Below are 14,650 nucleotides of genomic sequence, written 5' to 3'. Positions count from 1 at the left end.
CCGGTTGGCGATACGCCATCGGCCCCATCGTGTACAGGGTATTTGATTTTCCAATCGCGAATTTGACAAGCGCGTCATCGAACCTTACTAGAGCGGCCCACGTGCCCAGGTGGCGGAATTGGTAGACGCGCTGGCTTCAGGTGCCAGTGGCTTCACGGCCGTGAAGGTTCGAGTCCTTTCCTGGGCACCACTCCCTTTGCAAGTCCTGGGCACCACTCCCTTTGCAAGCGATTGAAATCGCTCGATTGCTGGGAATTTGGGCTGCCGATCGGCCGATATCGGGCGAGCCACAGTTTTCAGGTGTAAGCCGTTTGCTATGCGCGGCGTGATTGCGCTCGCCTCTACCGTCTGAGCACTTCGCCCGTCGAAATCGACCGCCACGCCGAGGAATATTGGCGGGCATCAAAGGGAAGACCGCCAGGCAATCAGGCTGACAAACCGAAAATCAGTGCCGGACGAGCCTTAGCCGTCGGCGCAACGGCCTCAGGCCGGATCGATGTCCTGCAGGTAGGAGGCGAGCCCGTTGCCGAACGACCACTCGTCGCGCGCATTGGGCGACAGGATTATCTGCACGTCTTCGCGCCGCAGGCCCGGCTTCTCGACGAGGCGGTCGGCGATCGCCCTGTAGAGCGCCTTCTTGGTCGCGGTGTCGCGCCAATTGCCGGCGACGATGTGAATGAACACCACGTCGTCGGTGCGGTGAATGCCGAGATAGTCGGGGTCGTAGATGAATTCCTCCCGCTCATGCTGACGGATGAACTGGAAGCGATCGCCCGGCGGCACGCTGTAGGTGTCCATCAGCGCCTGGTGGACGCCATCGGAGATGGCGCGGATGTGGTCCTTCGACTTGCCCTTCAGGAGCGAGATGTTGACGAGCGGCATGGGTCGACCTCCCTGGATGGGTCTCGTGCGGAAGATGCCTTGCGCTCACACCATGCGCCGGCCGCTCCGCTTCGCGACCGCTTTCTGCACAAAGTACATCGCGACCAGCGAGACGATCGACGTCGCGACAACGATGTATCCCAGCCGGTCGAAATGCAGCAGCGAACCGTCCGGGTTCTCCGCGATGATCGCCGCCGCCAGCACCGAGCCGAGCCCGCCCGAGAGCTGTTGCACGGAGGCGCTGACCGCGCTGAACGAGCCGCGCTGGCTCGCGTCCGGGATCGCCGACATCAGCGCCTGCGACGGGATCATGCGCGAGAAGATGCCGACGAACATCAGCACGTTGACGACGATCGCGGTGATCAGCGAGACCTGGCCGAGATGGGTGTAGATCAGCACCATGACGACGGATACGGCGCTGCCGAACACGAAGGTCGGATACTTGCCGAACGTGTCGCTGGCACGGCCGACCAGCGGCCCCATGATGATGCTGAACAGGCCGGAGACGAGATAGATCGTCGGAAGGTGAACGATGTCGATGCCGAGATTGTGCACGGTATAGGCGCTGCCGAACGGCATCAGCATGAAGCCGCCGGTCGCCAGCAGCGTCGTCACCGCGAAGGCGAGCGTATAGCGCGGCTCGCCGACGGTCGCGATCAGGTGCTTGAACGGATTGGTGTCCTGCTTGAACCGCAGATGTGCATCGACCGGCTGCATCGCGAGCGCGATGGCGGCGATCGCCACGATCGACAGACCGACGATCGCGGCGAAGGCGACGTGCCAGTTCCAGTGGTTGGCGAGAAACAGCCCGGCGGGAATGCCGAGCACCTGGCTCGCGGCGAACGCGGTTTGCACGAACCCCATCACGCGGCCGCGCTGCTGCAGCGGGAACAGGTCGGTGATGATGGCGAGCACGACGGAACCGATCACGCCGCCGAACAATCCGGTGACGATCCGGCCGAGCAGCAGCACGTGGAAATCCTGTGCCAGCGCGCAGAGCGCGGTGCCGAGCGCGAAGCCGACATAGAAGAACAAGAGCAGGCGCTTGCGGTCGAAGCGATCGGCAAAACCGGCAGCGAGGATGCCGGACATTCCGGCACTGAACGCGTAAGCCGAAACCGCCACGCCGAATTGTCCGGCGCTGATGTTGAGCGACGGCATCAGGATGGCGCCGAGCGGCGACATGATGATGAAATCGAGGATGATGGTGAACTGCGTGAACGCGAGCAGCGCAATGAGGAGTGACTGGTAGCGCGAAAAGCCGCGCTCCTGCTGCTGCGGGTCATCGATCGGCGCTGCCAGAGTCTGATCGGTCATGTCATTCTTTTCGTTGGGGGCACAAGCGGGCGAAGGGCTGGCAACAGATAGGGTGGGGCCGGGACAATTTCACCGGGCGGGCGAGGGGCAAACCTATGTCCAATTGCGAGCCGGGGTGCAAAAATGCTCGATTCGCGGCAGTTGCTGCCCTATTTGGGCTCAGGCGAGACCCTGTCGGAGGCGCGGCGCAGGGTGGCCGGAAGCAGCCTATCCGCTCGCATCCCTGCTCTTTGGAGGGTAGTGTCGCGCCGAATCGACATTTGGAACTTGAGGCCAGTTTTCATGACCATCCGCCTGCATCGCGGCGATCTGCCCGACCTGTCCCGCTACACCGATTCGGTGGCAATCGATACCGAGACCATGGGGCTGCATCCGCATCGCGACCGGCTCTGCGTGGTGCAGATGTCGAATGGCGACGGCACCGCCGACGTGATCCAGATTCCGAAGGGGCACACCGATTCGCCGAACCTGAAGGCGCTGCTCGCCAATCCCGCCATCACCAAGATCTTCCATTTCGCGCGGTTCGACGTCGCGGTGCTCTACAACACCTTCGGTGTGATGCCGAAGCCGGTCTACTGCACCAAGATCGCCTCGCGGCTCACCCGCACCTACACCGATCGCCATGGCCTGAAGGACCTGGTGCGGGAGGTGCTGAACGTCGATCTGTCGAAGCAGCAGCAGTCGAGCGACTGGGGCGCAGCGACGCTGAGCGAGGCGCAGCTCGCCTACGCGGCCTCCGACGTGCTGCATCTGCACGCGCTGCGCGACAAGCTCGATGCCATGCTGGCGCGCGAGGGGCGGACCGACCTGGCCAAGGCCTGTTTCGAATTCCTCCCGGCCCGCGCCAAGCTCGATCTCGACGGCTGGGAGGCCGAGGATATTTTCGCACATTCGTGAACGGCGACGATTTCGGTCGGCGGAGGCCATTTCCGCCCCGTTTCGGCCAAACTGTTCACGCGAGGTCGCTTTCGGGGGCGCGACGCGAAGTCCGGGCTGCATATTTGTGCGGCTACGGGTAGGATGGACGGCAATTTCGCGCCTCTGGAGCAGCGGTGAGTTCGGTTCAGAATCCAGCCTACGGCGCCACCCTCGAGGCGCGCTTTGCCGCGGCCGCGCGGCACAGCCGCATGGTGCGGATCCTGCGCATCGCGGTGCCGGCGGCGGTGGTGCTGGCGATGGCGGCGATCGTCTTCGTTTCGATCGTCAATCCGTTCCGCGCTCTGATGCCCAAAATGCCCGTCGAGATGGACAATCTCGTGGTGTCGGGGACCAAGATCACGATGGAATCGCCGCATTTGTCCGGCTTCTCGACCGACGGGCGGCCCTACGAGATGTGGGCCAAGGCTGCGATCCAGGACGTGACCGATCCCGATCATGTCGAGTTGAAGACGATCCGCGCCAAGGTGGCGATGGAGGACCAATCGACGGTGACGATGGATGCGCGCACCGGCTTCTTCGACAACAAGCAGCAGCTGCTCGACCTGCGCAAGGATATCTTCCTGCAATCGTCGACCGGCTATGAGGCGAGGCTGACGCAGGCCTTCGTCGACATGAACAAGGGCACCGTGACCTCGGACGAGCATGTCGACGTCAAGCTGCTCGACGGGACGCTGACCTCCGACAAGCTGCGGATCTACAACAACGGCGAAGTTGTGCGGTTCGAGGGCAACGTGGTGATGCATCTCGACAAGCTCGGCGACAATAACGCCGCCAGCCAGCCCGCCGAACCCGCACCACCTCCGCCGCCGCCCAAGGCACGCAGATCCGCCAACCCGAAATGACATTGATGATGAGATCTTTTCCGCGCGGCACAGCAATTGCGGCGTTCGCGCTCTCGCTCTTCGCCGCGAGCGCTGCAAGCGCGCAAGGCTCGATGACCGGCGTCCCCAACGCCATGCAGGGCTTTTCGCAGAACCGCGACCAGCCGATCCAGATCGAGGCCGCCTCGCTCGAAATGCGCGACAAGAAGAAGGAAGCGACCTTCTCCGGCAACGTGAAGGTGGTGCAGGGCGACACCACCATGACCTCGAAGACGCTGGTGGTGTTCTACGAATCGAGCTCGGGCCAGTCGCAGCAGCAGCCGGCCAACAGCAACGCCAAGGGCGCGAAGGGCTCCGCCGCCCCGATGCAGTCGGCGACCCCCGGCCCCGGCGGCGCGTCGTCGATCAAACGCCTCGAGGCGCGGGGCAACGTCGTGGTAACCCAAAAGGATCAGGTGGTTACCGGCGAAACCGCGATCTTCGACACCAAGACCAACCTGATCACGATGCTCGGCGGCGTGGTGCTGACCCAGTGCCAGAACGTGCTGCGCGGCGACCGTCTGCTGGTCGACATGACCACCGGCGTCTCGCGCGTCGAATCCAATAGCGGCAAGGTGCAGGGCCTGTTCATCCAGTCCCAGGGCGGGCAGAACGGCAAATGCGGGACGCCGGCCGCGCCCGGTTCGGCCCCGCCGTCGCCGCTTCAGCTTCTTCCAGGCAAGCCCAAGTAGAATCAATACGTTAGATAATATCCTCGGCCCGCGAGGTTGAAGCGCGCGGAGCGAGATTGTATTTACTGGAGTGGCCCGGCCTGGAGATGCGCTTGAGGGGGATCGAGATGTTGGCCAGGCTCGGGGCATCCATTCATTCAAGGCGCGGTCATCGCGCCTTGTCGTATTGTTTGAGCATGGTCGGTCCGGAAGCCGGTGCCCAGTTTTCCGGAACATGCTCGGGTTCGCGTGCGAATCGACTGGTCTGCGGGCAAGGTCGCGGGATCACCATGAAAGGCTGAAGCGAAGCGGGGATGGTGGATTTTCTCGGCATGTTCCGGCGGCGCCCTGCGAAACGCAGCAGCGGATTTGCGCGCTCGCGCGACGACATCACGGCGCTCGGCGATTCATTCGGCGACATGCTGGCAAGCCCGGTCCGCGACGCGCCGCCAATGGCGCGTGCCGCCCCGGTTCCCGGCGTGGAGCTGCCGCGGCCCCAGCCCCAGCCCGCACCCGCAGCACCGCGCGCCAGGCCTACGAGGGGCAACGGCGCCGCCGGCGCACCGCAGCTGATCAAGCGGCCGGGCTATCTGGCTGTGCATAGCGTGGAAAAGAGCTTCGGCAGCCGCCAGGTGGTGCGCGGCGTCAGCATCTATGTCCGTCGTGGTGAGGCGGTCGGGCTGCTGGGGCCGAACGGTGCCGGCAAGACCACGGTGTTCTACATGATCACCGGCCTGATCAAGGCCGATCGCGGCGCGATCGAGCTCGATGGCCACGACGTCACCAAGCTGCCGATGTACCAGCGCGCCCGCCTCGGCATCGGCTATCTTCCGCAGGAAGCCTCGATCTTCCGCGGTCTCTCCGTCGAGCAGAACATCCGCGCGGTGCTCGAGGTCGTCGAGCCTTCGCGCAAGAAGCGCGAGCACGAGCTGGATTCGCTGCTCGACGAGTTCAACATCACCCGTTTGCGGAAAAGCCCGTCGATCGCGCTGTCCGGTGGCGAACGCCGCCGCGTCGAGATCGCCCGCGCGCTGGCGACCCGCCCCAATTACATGCTGCTCGACGAGCCGTTCGCCGGCATCGACCCGATCGCGGTCGGCGACATCCAGGATCTCGTGCGCCATCTCACCAACCGCGGCATCGGCGTTCTCATCACCGACCACAATGTCCGCGAGACGCTCGGCCTCACCGACCGCGCCTATATCGTCTATGCCGGCGAAATCTTGACCGAAGGCAGCCCGGAAGACATCGTTAATGATCCCGATGTACGGCGGCTTTACCTTGGCGAGGAATTCCGCCTTTAGCGCATGATCCGCCAAAGTGTGACGCGGTTTGGCGATAAGATCATGCGCTACTTGGGGAATTTGACGCGCGGTCGGGCGCCAAACCGGGGCGTCCACTGTTGCCGATCTCGCCTACCCCAAAATTCCGATCCGTCAAGCCGTGTACATCGCACGCAGACTGAGCTAAGCAAAAATCGAGCCAACTTTTCTGGATCGTTCTTGCCTCCATGGCACTGACGCAAAGACTAGAGTTCCGCCAGTCGCAGTCGCTGGTCATGACGCCGCAGCTGATGCAGGCGATCAAGCTGCTGCAGCTGTCGAACCTGGACCTATCGGCCTTCGTCGAGGAGGAACTGGAACGCAACCCGCTGCTCGAGCGGGCCGCGGATGGTCCTGAGCCGCCGGTGGCAGGCGAGGCCGCCATGGAGCGGCCGGACTATGGCGATTCCGGCGGTGATGGCGACGACGGCGGCGAACCGGGCGACATGGCCGGCGGTTCCGTTGCCGAGGCATTCGAGCCCGGCCAGGAGGAATGGCTGAACCGCGATCTCGGCACCCGCGCCGAGATCGAGCAGACGCTGGATACCGGCCTCGACAACGTCTTTTCCGAGGAGCCGGCGGAAGCCGCCGCGCGCGCCGCGCAGGACGCGCCGCCTTCGGTCTACACCGAGTGGGGCGGAGGCGCCTCCAGCGACGACGAATACAATCTCGAAGCCTTTGTGGCCGCCGAGGTGACGCTGGCCGACCACCTCGCCGAACAGCTCGCGGTGGCCTTCTCCGCGCCCGCGCAGCGCATGATCGGGCAGTACCTGATAGACTTGGTCGACGAGGCCGGTTACCTGCCGGCCGATCTCGGCCAAGCCGCCGAGCGGCTCGGCACGTCGCAAGCCGCGGTCGACGAGGTCGTCGCGACGCTGCAGAAGTTCGATCCGCCGGGCGTGTGCGCGCGAAACTTGAGCGAATGCCTGGCGATCCAGCTGCGCGAGCTCAACCGTTACGATCCCGCGATGCAGGCGCTGGTCGAGCATCTCGACCTGCTTGCCAAGCGCGACATCGCTGGCTTGCGGAAGCTCTGCGGCGTCGACGACGAAGACATCACCGACATGATCGCGGAGATCCGCCGGCTCGATCCGAAGCCCGGGTTGAAGTTCGGCACGTCGCGGGCGCAGACCATGGTGCCTGACGTCTATGTGCGGCCGGGTCCCGATGGCGGCTGGCATGTCGAGCTCAACAGCGACACTCTGCCGCGTGTGCTGGTCAACCAGACCTACTACGCTGAGCTGTCGAAGACGATTCGCAAGGACGGTGACAAGTCGTACTTCACCGATTGCCTGCAGAATGCGACCTGGCTGGTGCGCGCGCTCGATCAGCGCGCCCGCACCATCCTGAAGGTTGCGACCGAAATCGTGCGCCAGCAGGACGGCTTCTTCACCTATGGCGTCGCGCATTTGCGGCCGCTGAACCTGAAGGCGGTCGCCGACGCGATCCAGATGCATGAATCGACGGTGTCGCGCGTCACCGCCAACAAGTACATGGCGACCAATCGCGGCAGTTTTGAATTGAAGTATTTCTTCACCGCGTCGATCGCGTCCGCCGACGGCGGCGAGGCGCATTCGGCGGAAGCGGTGCGTCACCACATCAAGCAATTGATCGACGGCGAGGCGCCGTCGGCGATCCTGTCCGACGACACGATCGTGGAACGTTTGCGGGCGTCCGGCATTGATATTGCCCGCCGCACCGTCGCGAAGTACCGCGAGGCGATGCGGATACCGTCCTCGGTACAGCGCCGCCGCGACAAACAGAGCATGCTCGGCAATGCCCTTTCGGCCTCAGCCTCCTCCTCCGACCGATCGCGCGATACTACGGCTGCAGTATAATTGCCTTCGCGCCGAATCGCGCTAGTCTCAACTTCCCCCTTCAGGCGTAACCCGGAAAGGAAGGTACCCGAAATCCAGAAAACCATCATGCTCCGGCAAGAGAGTGATCAAGGCATCCAGCAATCGAGGCATCAAATGACCCTTCGAATCTCGGGAAAGAGCATCAGCATCGGCGAAGCGCTTCGCGCGCGCGTCAGCGAGCGCACCGACGAGGTCCTGCGAAAGTACTTTGATGGCAACTATTCCGGTCACATCACGCTGAGCAAGGATGGCTTCGGCTTCCGGACCGATTGCGCGCTGCATCTGGATTCCGGCATCACGCTGGAAGCCGAGTCCAACGCCACCGACGCCTATGCCAGCGCCGACGCCGCGCTCCTGATGATCGAGAAGCGCCTGCGCCGCTACAAGAGCCGGCTGAAGGACCGCTCGGCCCGCAAGGCCTATGCCGCGAACGCCGCACTCGCCGAACTGAACGGTGTCGGGCTCGATGCGCCGAGCTATGTCATCGAGGCGCCCGAGAACGAGGACGAGGTCACCGAGTACAGCCCCGTGATCATTGCGGAAGCAACCACCGCGCTGAAGCGGCTGTCGGTCAGCGAAGCTGTCATGGAGCTGGACCTGTCGGGCGCGTCCTGCCTGGTGTTCCAGCACGGCGGCAGCGGGCGGGTGAACATCATTTACCGTCGTACGGACGGCAATGTCGGCTGGGTCGATCCCCCGGCGGTTACCCCCTGAGATATTATGGTGGATGGCATTGACCTTGGAAGCCAGCCCTGCTTATGGTCCGCCGCCCCGGATAGGGGGCGGAACAGGGTCCGCAGGTGTTGGCACTGCCGATGCGTTGGAGTAGAAGCCCTGCCAACCAGGACCGGGGCTAAGCCCGCATCCCACCTCACCTTCTTGACGCCGACGCTGTAACGCCTATCTCGCAACCTGACGGTCTCATTCACCTCGGAACGTCCCAATGCCGATTACCGATTTGGTCGCACCCGAGGCGATTCTCCCGGCTTTGAAAGTCATCAGCAAGAAGCAGGCGCTGCAGGAACTCGCGGCGCGTGCCTCGGCTCTGACCGGGCAGAACGAACGCGCGATCTTCGAGGTGCTGCTGCAGCGCGAGAAGCTTGGCACCACCGCCGTCGGCTATGGCGTCGCCATTCCGCACGGCAAGCTGCCAAAGCTGGAGAAGCTGTTCGGCTTGTTCGCCCGTCTCGAACGCCCGATCGATTTCGAGGCGATGGACGGTCAGCCGGTCGACCTGATCTTCCTGCTGCTGGCGCCGGAAGGCGCCGGTGCCGACCACCTCAAGGCGCTGGCGCGCATTGCCCGCCTGCTGCGCGACCAGGACGTCGCCAAGAAGCTGCGCGCCTCGCGCGACGCGCAGGCGATCTACTCGGTGCTCGCGCTGCCGCCCGCGAGCGCGGCGTAACGTTCTTTAATCAGAAGTCGTCTCCGGCGTTGCCCGCGAGAGGCGTCGCAAGCCACGCGCTTCGCAATCGTTTCAGCAAATCGTTGGCAGGATGCGCCTGACTTCGTCGAGGAACTCGGGGATCGCCGTCTCGTCGTTGGCGAGATGCCTGAGCAGCGCGCTCTGGAACAGGCCGTCGAACAGCGCGTAGAGCGCGGCCGGCGACGTCGTGAGCCGCTTGCCGTCCAGCTCGGCATAGCGCGAGGCGACGCGCCAGATCATGGCTTCCAGGCTCTTGTCGATCTCGAGCACGTCCTTGCGAAAGGCGGCCTCGAACATCGCCTGCGAGCGCAGATCGTACCACAGCCGGTGCATGCGGGCGTCCTCGCGCAGCGTCGTCGCAAGCTTGGCGAGAAAGCCGTCCGTCAGCTCCTTGCGCGTCTTCGCCGTCGCGACGACCTCGTCATATCGCGTCACGCATTTCGCCTTGTAGTGCCGCACGCAGCAGCAGATCAGGTCGAGCTTGTCGCTGAAGTAGTAGTGAAACACGCCGTGCGTGAACGCGGAGTTCTGCGCGATCTCGCGCAGGCTGGTGCGCGCGAAGCCGAGTTCGCCGAGCGTTTCCAGCGCGGCTTCCGCAAGCTCGATTCGCCGCGCGTTGAATTTCTCGTCGCGCAGTGCCTCGGCCGCTACCGCCACCCGTTGGGCCGTTACCAGCCGCGCCATCTCCTGCCTTTCCTCCGTTCCGTCCCTTGAAAGTCTTATAGCGCGCCAGCAGCGGCGCTCCATCCCCTCACAACCATTCCCTTTGACACTTGTCAAATTTCATCTTGACAAGTGTCAAGCTTCTGGCGGAGGTTTGGCGAAATAATTTGGACAGTCGTCAAGACGCCGAACAGGGAGGATCTACGCCGCCGGAGCGCCAAATGCTGCGCTCCGCCGATCAGCGGACCTGACTGCTGCCGCCCGAAGGCGCTCAGTCCGCCGGCACGTGCTGCCCGTGGCCGCAGCATCGACCAATCACCAGCGAGGGAGGAGTACGTCATGAGTGGGAAGAGCCTTGAAGGCAGGAAAGCCCTGGTCACCGGCGGCGCCCGGGGTATCGGAGCCGCCATCGCGCAGGCACTGGCGCGGTCCGGCGCGGCGATCATGATCGCCGACATTCTCGAGGAGACCGGCAGGTCGACCGCCACCGAGATCGGCAAGGCCGGCGTGAAGACCGGCTTCGCCCAGCTCGACGTCACCGACGACGCGCAATGGGAAAGGGCTGTCGCGGCCACTGTCGCTACGCTCGGCGGCTACGACATCCTCATCAACAGCGCCGGCATCGAGATCACCTCGCTGGTCAGCGAGATCAAGGCCGAGGACGCGCGGCGGATGTGCGACGTCAACATCGTCGGCACCGTGCTCGGCATGAAGCACGCCTTCCGCGCGATGCGGCCGGGCGGGCTGGCCGGCAAGGGCGGTGCGATCGTCAACATCGCCTCCGTCGCGGCGACGATCGCCTTCCCGAGCATCGCGGTCTACTCGGGCACCAAATCTGCGGTCGATCGCATGACGCGGGTTGCGGCGATGGAAGCCGGCAAGCTCGGCTACGGCGTGCGCGTCAACTGCATCTATCCCGGCCTGATCCCCACCGACATGGGGATGCAGCTCGCCAACGACATCGTGAAAATCGGACTCGCACCCGCCGTCAATGCCGCCGTCGGCTCGGTGGTTGAGCAAACGCCGCTCGGCCGCCTCGCCGAGGTCAGCGACATCGCGGACGCCGCCGTGTTCCTGTGCTCGAACGATGCGCGCTTTATCACTGGCATCGGTCTGCCGGTCGACGGCGGCATGGGCATGTAGCCACGCGCGCAACAGCAATCATTTCGGAGGATCGCCATGAGCGAGAAGAAGCCCGTCGTCGTCTACGGTGTCTCAGGCTACACCGGCCGCTTGGTCTGCGAATATCTGCGCGAGTACAACATCCCCTTCATCGCCGCCGGCCGCGACGCCGCGAAGGTGAAGGCGGTGGTGGAGAAAATCCCCGGCATCGAAACCGCCGACTATGAGGTCGTCGGCGTCGAGCACAATGTCGAGTCGCTGACGAAACTGTTCCGCGGCTCGCGGGTCGTCAGCAACATGGTTGGCCCGTTCATCAAATACGGATCGGAAGTCGTGGAAGCCGCGCTGCAGGCCGGCTGCCACTACACTGACACCACCGGCGAACAGGACTGGGTGCTGCTGGCCCAGGAGAAATGGGGCAAGGCGTTCGCCGAGAAGGGCCTGCTGCTGTCGCCGAATCTGGCGCAGATGTACACGACCGGTGAGATCGCCGCCAATATCTGCCTGGAGACGCCCGGCCTCGACACGCTCGACATCCTGGTGTTCTGGAAGGGCTTCCCGACCTACGCCTCGACGCAGACGATCTTCACCATCCTCAAGGCGAACTGGTACTACCTCGAGCAGAACAAGTTCGTCGAATGGGACGTCACCACGCGCGCCGACGTCGTCGTGCCGGGCCAGCACGAGACCGCGATCGCGGTGCCGTGGGGCGGCACCGCGCATCCGGTCTGGTTCAAGAACGATCCGCGCGTCAGCAATTGCCGCGTGCTCGGCGGCGTGCTCGCGCGCCCGGTGATGGAAGGCGTGGTGCAGACCACGCAGATGGTGAAGGAGAAGATCAAGCCGCTGCCGCCGGCGGAGCAGGAGAAGGCCCTGGCCGACATCGCCGCCACCCTGCAGGCCTCGATGCCGCCGCGCGAAAATCCGCGCGTCAACACCTCGATCGACTCGGTCCACGCATCCGGGCCGCTCGGCCGCGCGCATTGCGTGATCCACGGCAACTGCAACTACAAGCAGACCGGCATGCTGCAGGCCTATGCGGCGTTCGCGCTGCTGCAACAGCCGCCGAAGCGCACCGGCTTCGCCTCAGGATGCCAGGCATTCGGCCACCGCGAGCTGCTCGGGCAATTGCGCAGCTTCGGGCTCGTCAGCAAGCCGATCGTGACCGTGCACGATTGAGTAAATCGCGGGTGACCGCAGTCGCGCGTCACCCGCTTCTCGCGCGAGATCGACCATGCGCTTCATCGACTATCTCGACAAAGGCGCTTCGCTTGGCGCCGACGCGCCGTGCCTCACCATGGATGGACGCGACCTCAGCTACTGCGAGGTGCAGCGGCTCAGCTACCGGATCGCGCGCGGCCTCGACCGATCGGGTATTGCTCCAGGCGAGAAGGTCGCGATCCTCTCCAGCAACGATCCGCTGGCCTTCGCCTGCGTGTTCGGCATCTCGCGCGCCGCTGCGGTGTGGTGCCCGATCAATCCGCGCAACGAGGCGAACGAGAACAAGTTCATCCTCGACCAGTTCGATTGCAGCCTGCTGCTGTTTCATTCGAGCTTTGCGCCGATGGTCGAAGCCGTCAGACAGGACCTGCCGAAGCTGCGCGCGCTGGTCTGCCTCGACACCGAGCTGACCTTCGCGCCGTCGTTCGAGCACTGGCTCGCCGGTCTCACCGACGATTTCTATCAACGTAAGACGATCGACGACCTCGCGATGATCCCGGGCACCGGCGGCACCACCGGCAAGCCGAAGGGCGTCATGCTCTCGGGGCGCAACATCGAGGCGATGACGGCGCTGACGCTGATGGGCTACCCTTTCAAGGGCCGCCCGATCTATCTCGCGCTGGCGCCGCTGACCCATGCCGCCGGCGTGCTCTGCTTTCCGATCATGACGCTCGGCGGCCGTGTCGTGATCATGCATCACCCTGATATCGGCGAGTTCCTCGCGCTGATCGAGCGCTATCGCGTCACGCACACCTTCCTGCCGCCGACCGTGATCTACATGCTGCTCGACCATCCCAGCCTGGATCGGGCGAAGCTCGGCTCGCTGCAATGCTTCTGGTATGGCGCCGCCCCGATCTCGGCTGCGCGGCTGGCGGAAGCGTTGCAGCGGATCGGGCCGATGGCGCAATTGTTCGGCCAGACCGAAGCGCCGATGATGATCTCGATGATGGCGCCCGACGAGCACTACAATCCCGACGGCACGATCGCGATGCAGCGCCTCGCGTCGGCCGGACGGATCGGCCCGCTGGTCCAGGCCGGCATCATGGACGGTGAGGGCAAGTTGTTGCCGACCGGATCGCGCGGCGAGATCGTGGTGCGCGGCTCGCTGGTGATGGAGGGCTACTACAAGAATCCCGAAGCCACGGCCGAGGCCTCGGCGCACGGATGGCACCACACCGGTGACATCGGCTACATCGACGACGACGGCTATCTCTACATCGTCGACCGCGCCAAGGACATGATCATCACCGGCGGTTTCAACGTCTGCTCGATCGAGGTCGAGAACGCGTTGCGCGCGCATGAGGCGGTGCAGGATTGCGCGGTGATCGGTTTGCCCGACGACAAATGGGGCGAACGCATCGTGGCCGTGGTGCAGCCGCGCGCCGGTCACGGCATCGATGCGGTTGCGCTCGCGGCCTTCGTCAAGCAGCAGATCGGCAGTGTCAAGACGCCGAAGCAGATCGAGGTCTGGGACGATCTCCCGCGCTCCAGGGTCGGCAAGGTGCTGAAGCCCGATATCCGCGCGCGGCTGGCGGGTCGCTCGGGCAGCTAGCACTTCCCGTTGACAACCGCCCTGCGACGCCAGAAGACGGCGTCTGCCTCGTCGCGCATGCAGACCCAGGGGATATCAGATGTCCCGTGATTTCCGCCTTGATCGTGTTCCCGTCGACGTTCTCGCTTATGAGCTCGCCGAGGAGAAGGCGACCGCGCTTGGGCGAATGGGACGTGCGCTGGAACAGGCCCTCGCCAGGCTGCGGGAGTTCGATGCCGCTCATCCGCACTCTGAAGCAACGCAGCAGGCCCGGCGCATCCTGGTGAGGGAAGCCGGCCATGCGCTCTGGATGTTCGTGGTGCAGCGGGAGGCGTGCGGTCTGCGCAACAGCCGCACGCTGATGCGCGACTACAACGTGCCCGGCGAGGTGCAGCAATGCATGGCGCCGGTTCTCGCCACATCGTCCGCATCGCCGTAACACCATAAATGAGAATGCGCGGGCCGCCTCGATTCCTGTCGAGGCATGCCCGCGCATTTGAACTCGCGGATGCTGAATTCAGCCTTGCGTCAGTGGACGCTCACGGCCTGCAACTCATTGCTCCAGGCGTTGGCGATCGCGGCCTCGCGGCTGTCGGTCAGCATGATCGGCGTGCCGTCGGCGGCGTGGAGTGCGAACAATTTCAGACCCGGCGCAAGGCTCGGCGCTTGCGGAAAGAGATCCGGCACATCCTCCGAACGGACCTGCTTCACATAGGCGATATGACCCTCGCCCAAGTGAGCCAGCGCCTCCGGCGTGACGCTCTCGGTTTCGAATGTGGTACTCAGCTCACTCATGGTCTCGACTCCTCAGTGATACAAGCGGTCGAGTCCGCTCCA

Annotated in this window: 15 protein-coding genes and 1 tRNA gene; 12 read left to right on the top strand and 4 right to left on the bottom strand. The window is 64.3% G+C overall.

Annotated features, from left to right (window positions below; all coding sequences use genetic code 11):
* Positions 1–103: 103 nt before the first annotated feature.
* Positions 104–190 (top strand) — tRNA-Leu (locus MTX19_RS00585).
* A 293-nt stretch (positions 191–483) separates the two neighbouring features.
* Here the strand turns inward: MTX19_RS00585 and MTX19_RS00580 are convergent.
* Positions 484–882 carry a tautomerase family protein gene (locus MTX19_RS00580; RefSeq protein WP_280982014.1) on the bottom strand — a complete coding sequence of 133 codons (399 nt, stop codon included), beginning with the start codon at positions 880–882 and terminating at the stop codon, positions 484–486.
* 45 nt (positions 883–927) lie between these two features.
* Positions 928–2,199: an MFS transporter gene (locus MTX19_RS00575; RefSeq protein ID WP_280982013.1), complete on the bottom strand. Its 1,272-nt coding sequence runs from the start codon at positions 2,197–2,199 to the stop codon at positions 928–930.
* 282 nt (positions 2,200–2,481) lie between these two features.
* On the opposite strand from MTX19_RS00575, the gene MTX19_RS00570 reads away from it, so the two are divergent.
* The 7 genes from MTX19_RS00570 (at position 2,482) to ptsN (ending at position 9,255) form a co-directional block, all read left to right on the top strand.
* A complete protein-coding gene (locus tag MTX19_RS00570) occupies positions 2,482–3,096 on the top strand; it encodes a ribonuclease D (protein ID WP_280982012.1) in 615 nt (204 codons plus the stop codon).
* Between the two features lie 155 nt (positions 3,097–3,251).
* Complete coding sequence (gene lptC, locus MTX19_RS00565; protein ID WP_280982011.1) at positions 3,252–3,980, top strand: LPS export ABC transporter periplasmic protein LptC; 729 nt, start codon at positions 3,252–3,254, stop codon at positions 3,978–3,980.
* A 5-nt stretch (positions 3,981–3,985) separates the two neighbouring features.
* Positions 3,986–4,690 (top strand): LptA/OstA family protein, encoded by a 705-nt coding sequence (locus MTX19_RS00560; RefSeq protein ID WP_280985790.1) that lies wholly within the window; start codon positions 3,986–3,988, stop codon positions 4,688–4,690.
* 293 nt (positions 4,691–4,983) lie between these two features.
* Entirely contained in the window at positions 4,984–5,973 is a 990-nt protein-coding gene (lptB, locus tag MTX19_RS00555; RefSeq protein ID WP_280982009.1) for an LPS export ABC transporter ATP-binding protein, read from the top strand.
* Positions 5,974–6,179: 206 nt separating this feature from the next.
* Entirely contained in the window at positions 6,180–7,829 is a 1,650-nt protein-coding gene (rpoN, locus tag MTX19_RS00550; protein WP_280982008.1) for an RNA polymerase factor sigma-54, read from the top strand.
* 135 nt (positions 7,830–7,964) lie between these two features.
* Positions 7,965–8,564 (top strand): ribosome-associated translation inhibitor RaiA, encoded by a 600-nt coding sequence (gene raiA / locus MTX19_RS00545; RefSeq protein ID WP_280974711.1) that lies wholly within the window; start codon positions 7,965–7,967, stop codon positions 8,562–8,564.
* A gap of 229 nt (positions 8,565–8,793) precedes the next feature.
* Positions 8,794–9,255 carry a PTS IIA-like nitrogen regulatory protein PtsN gene (ptsN, locus tag MTX19_RS00540; protein ID WP_066514759.1) on the top strand — a complete coding sequence of 154 codons (462 nt, stop codon included), beginning with the start codon at positions 8,794–8,796 and terminating at the stop codon, positions 9,253–9,255.
* A gap of 72 nt (positions 9,256–9,327) precedes the next feature.
* Here the strand turns inward: ptsN and MTX19_RS00535 are convergent, their stop codons facing one another.
* Positions 9,328–9,960 (bottom strand): TetR/AcrR family transcriptional regulator, encoded by a 633-nt coding sequence (locus tag MTX19_RS00535; RefSeq protein WP_280982007.1) that lies wholly within the window; start codon positions 9,958–9,960, stop codon positions 9,328–9,330.
* A gap of 318 nt (positions 9,961–10,278) precedes the next feature.
* Between MTX19_RS00535 and MTX19_RS00530 the strand changes: the two genes are divergently transcribed.
* The 4 genes from MTX19_RS00530 (at position 10,279) to MTX19_RS00515 (ending at position 14,252) form a co-directional block, all read left to right on the top strand.
* Entirely contained in the window at positions 10,279–11,082 is an 804-nt protein-coding gene (locus tag MTX19_RS00530; RefSeq protein WP_280982006.1) for an SDR family oxidoreductase, read from the top strand.
* 36 nt (positions 11,083–11,118) lie between these two features.
* Positions 11,119–12,240, top strand: a complete 1,122-nt coding sequence (locus MTX19_RS00525; protein WP_280982005.1) for a DUF5938 domain-containing protein — start codon at positions 11,119–11,121, stop codon at positions 12,238–12,240.
* Between the two features lie 55 nt (positions 12,241–12,295).
* Complete coding sequence (locus tag MTX19_RS00520; RefSeq protein ID WP_280982004.1) at positions 12,296–13,834, top strand: AMP-binding protein; 1,539 nt, start codon at positions 12,296–12,298, stop codon at positions 13,832–13,834.
* 79 nt (positions 13,835–13,913) lie between these two features.
* Positions 13,914–14,252, top strand: a complete 339-nt coding sequence (locus tag MTX19_RS00515) for a DUF6665 family protein (protein ID WP_280982003.1) — start codon at positions 13,914–13,916, stop codon at positions 14,250–14,252.
* A gap of 89 nt (positions 14,253–14,341) precedes the next feature.
* Here MTX19_RS00515 and MTX19_RS00510 read toward each other — a convergent pair whose 3' ends face one another.
* Positions 14,342–14,608: a DUF1150 domain-containing protein gene (locus tag MTX19_RS00510; RefSeq protein WP_280974701.1), complete on the bottom strand. Its 267-nt coding sequence runs from the start codon at positions 14,606–14,608 to the stop codon at positions 14,342–14,344.
* Positions 14,609–14,650 lie beyond the last annotated feature (42 nt).

Origin of the sequence: Bradyrhizobium sp. ISRA464 (assembly GCF_029910095.1) — a bacterium.
Lineage (GTDB): Bacteria > Pseudomonadota > Alphaproteobacteria > Rhizobiales > Xanthobacteraceae > Bradyrhizobium.
This window is presented reverse-complemented; position numbering and strand designations above follow the sequence as displayed.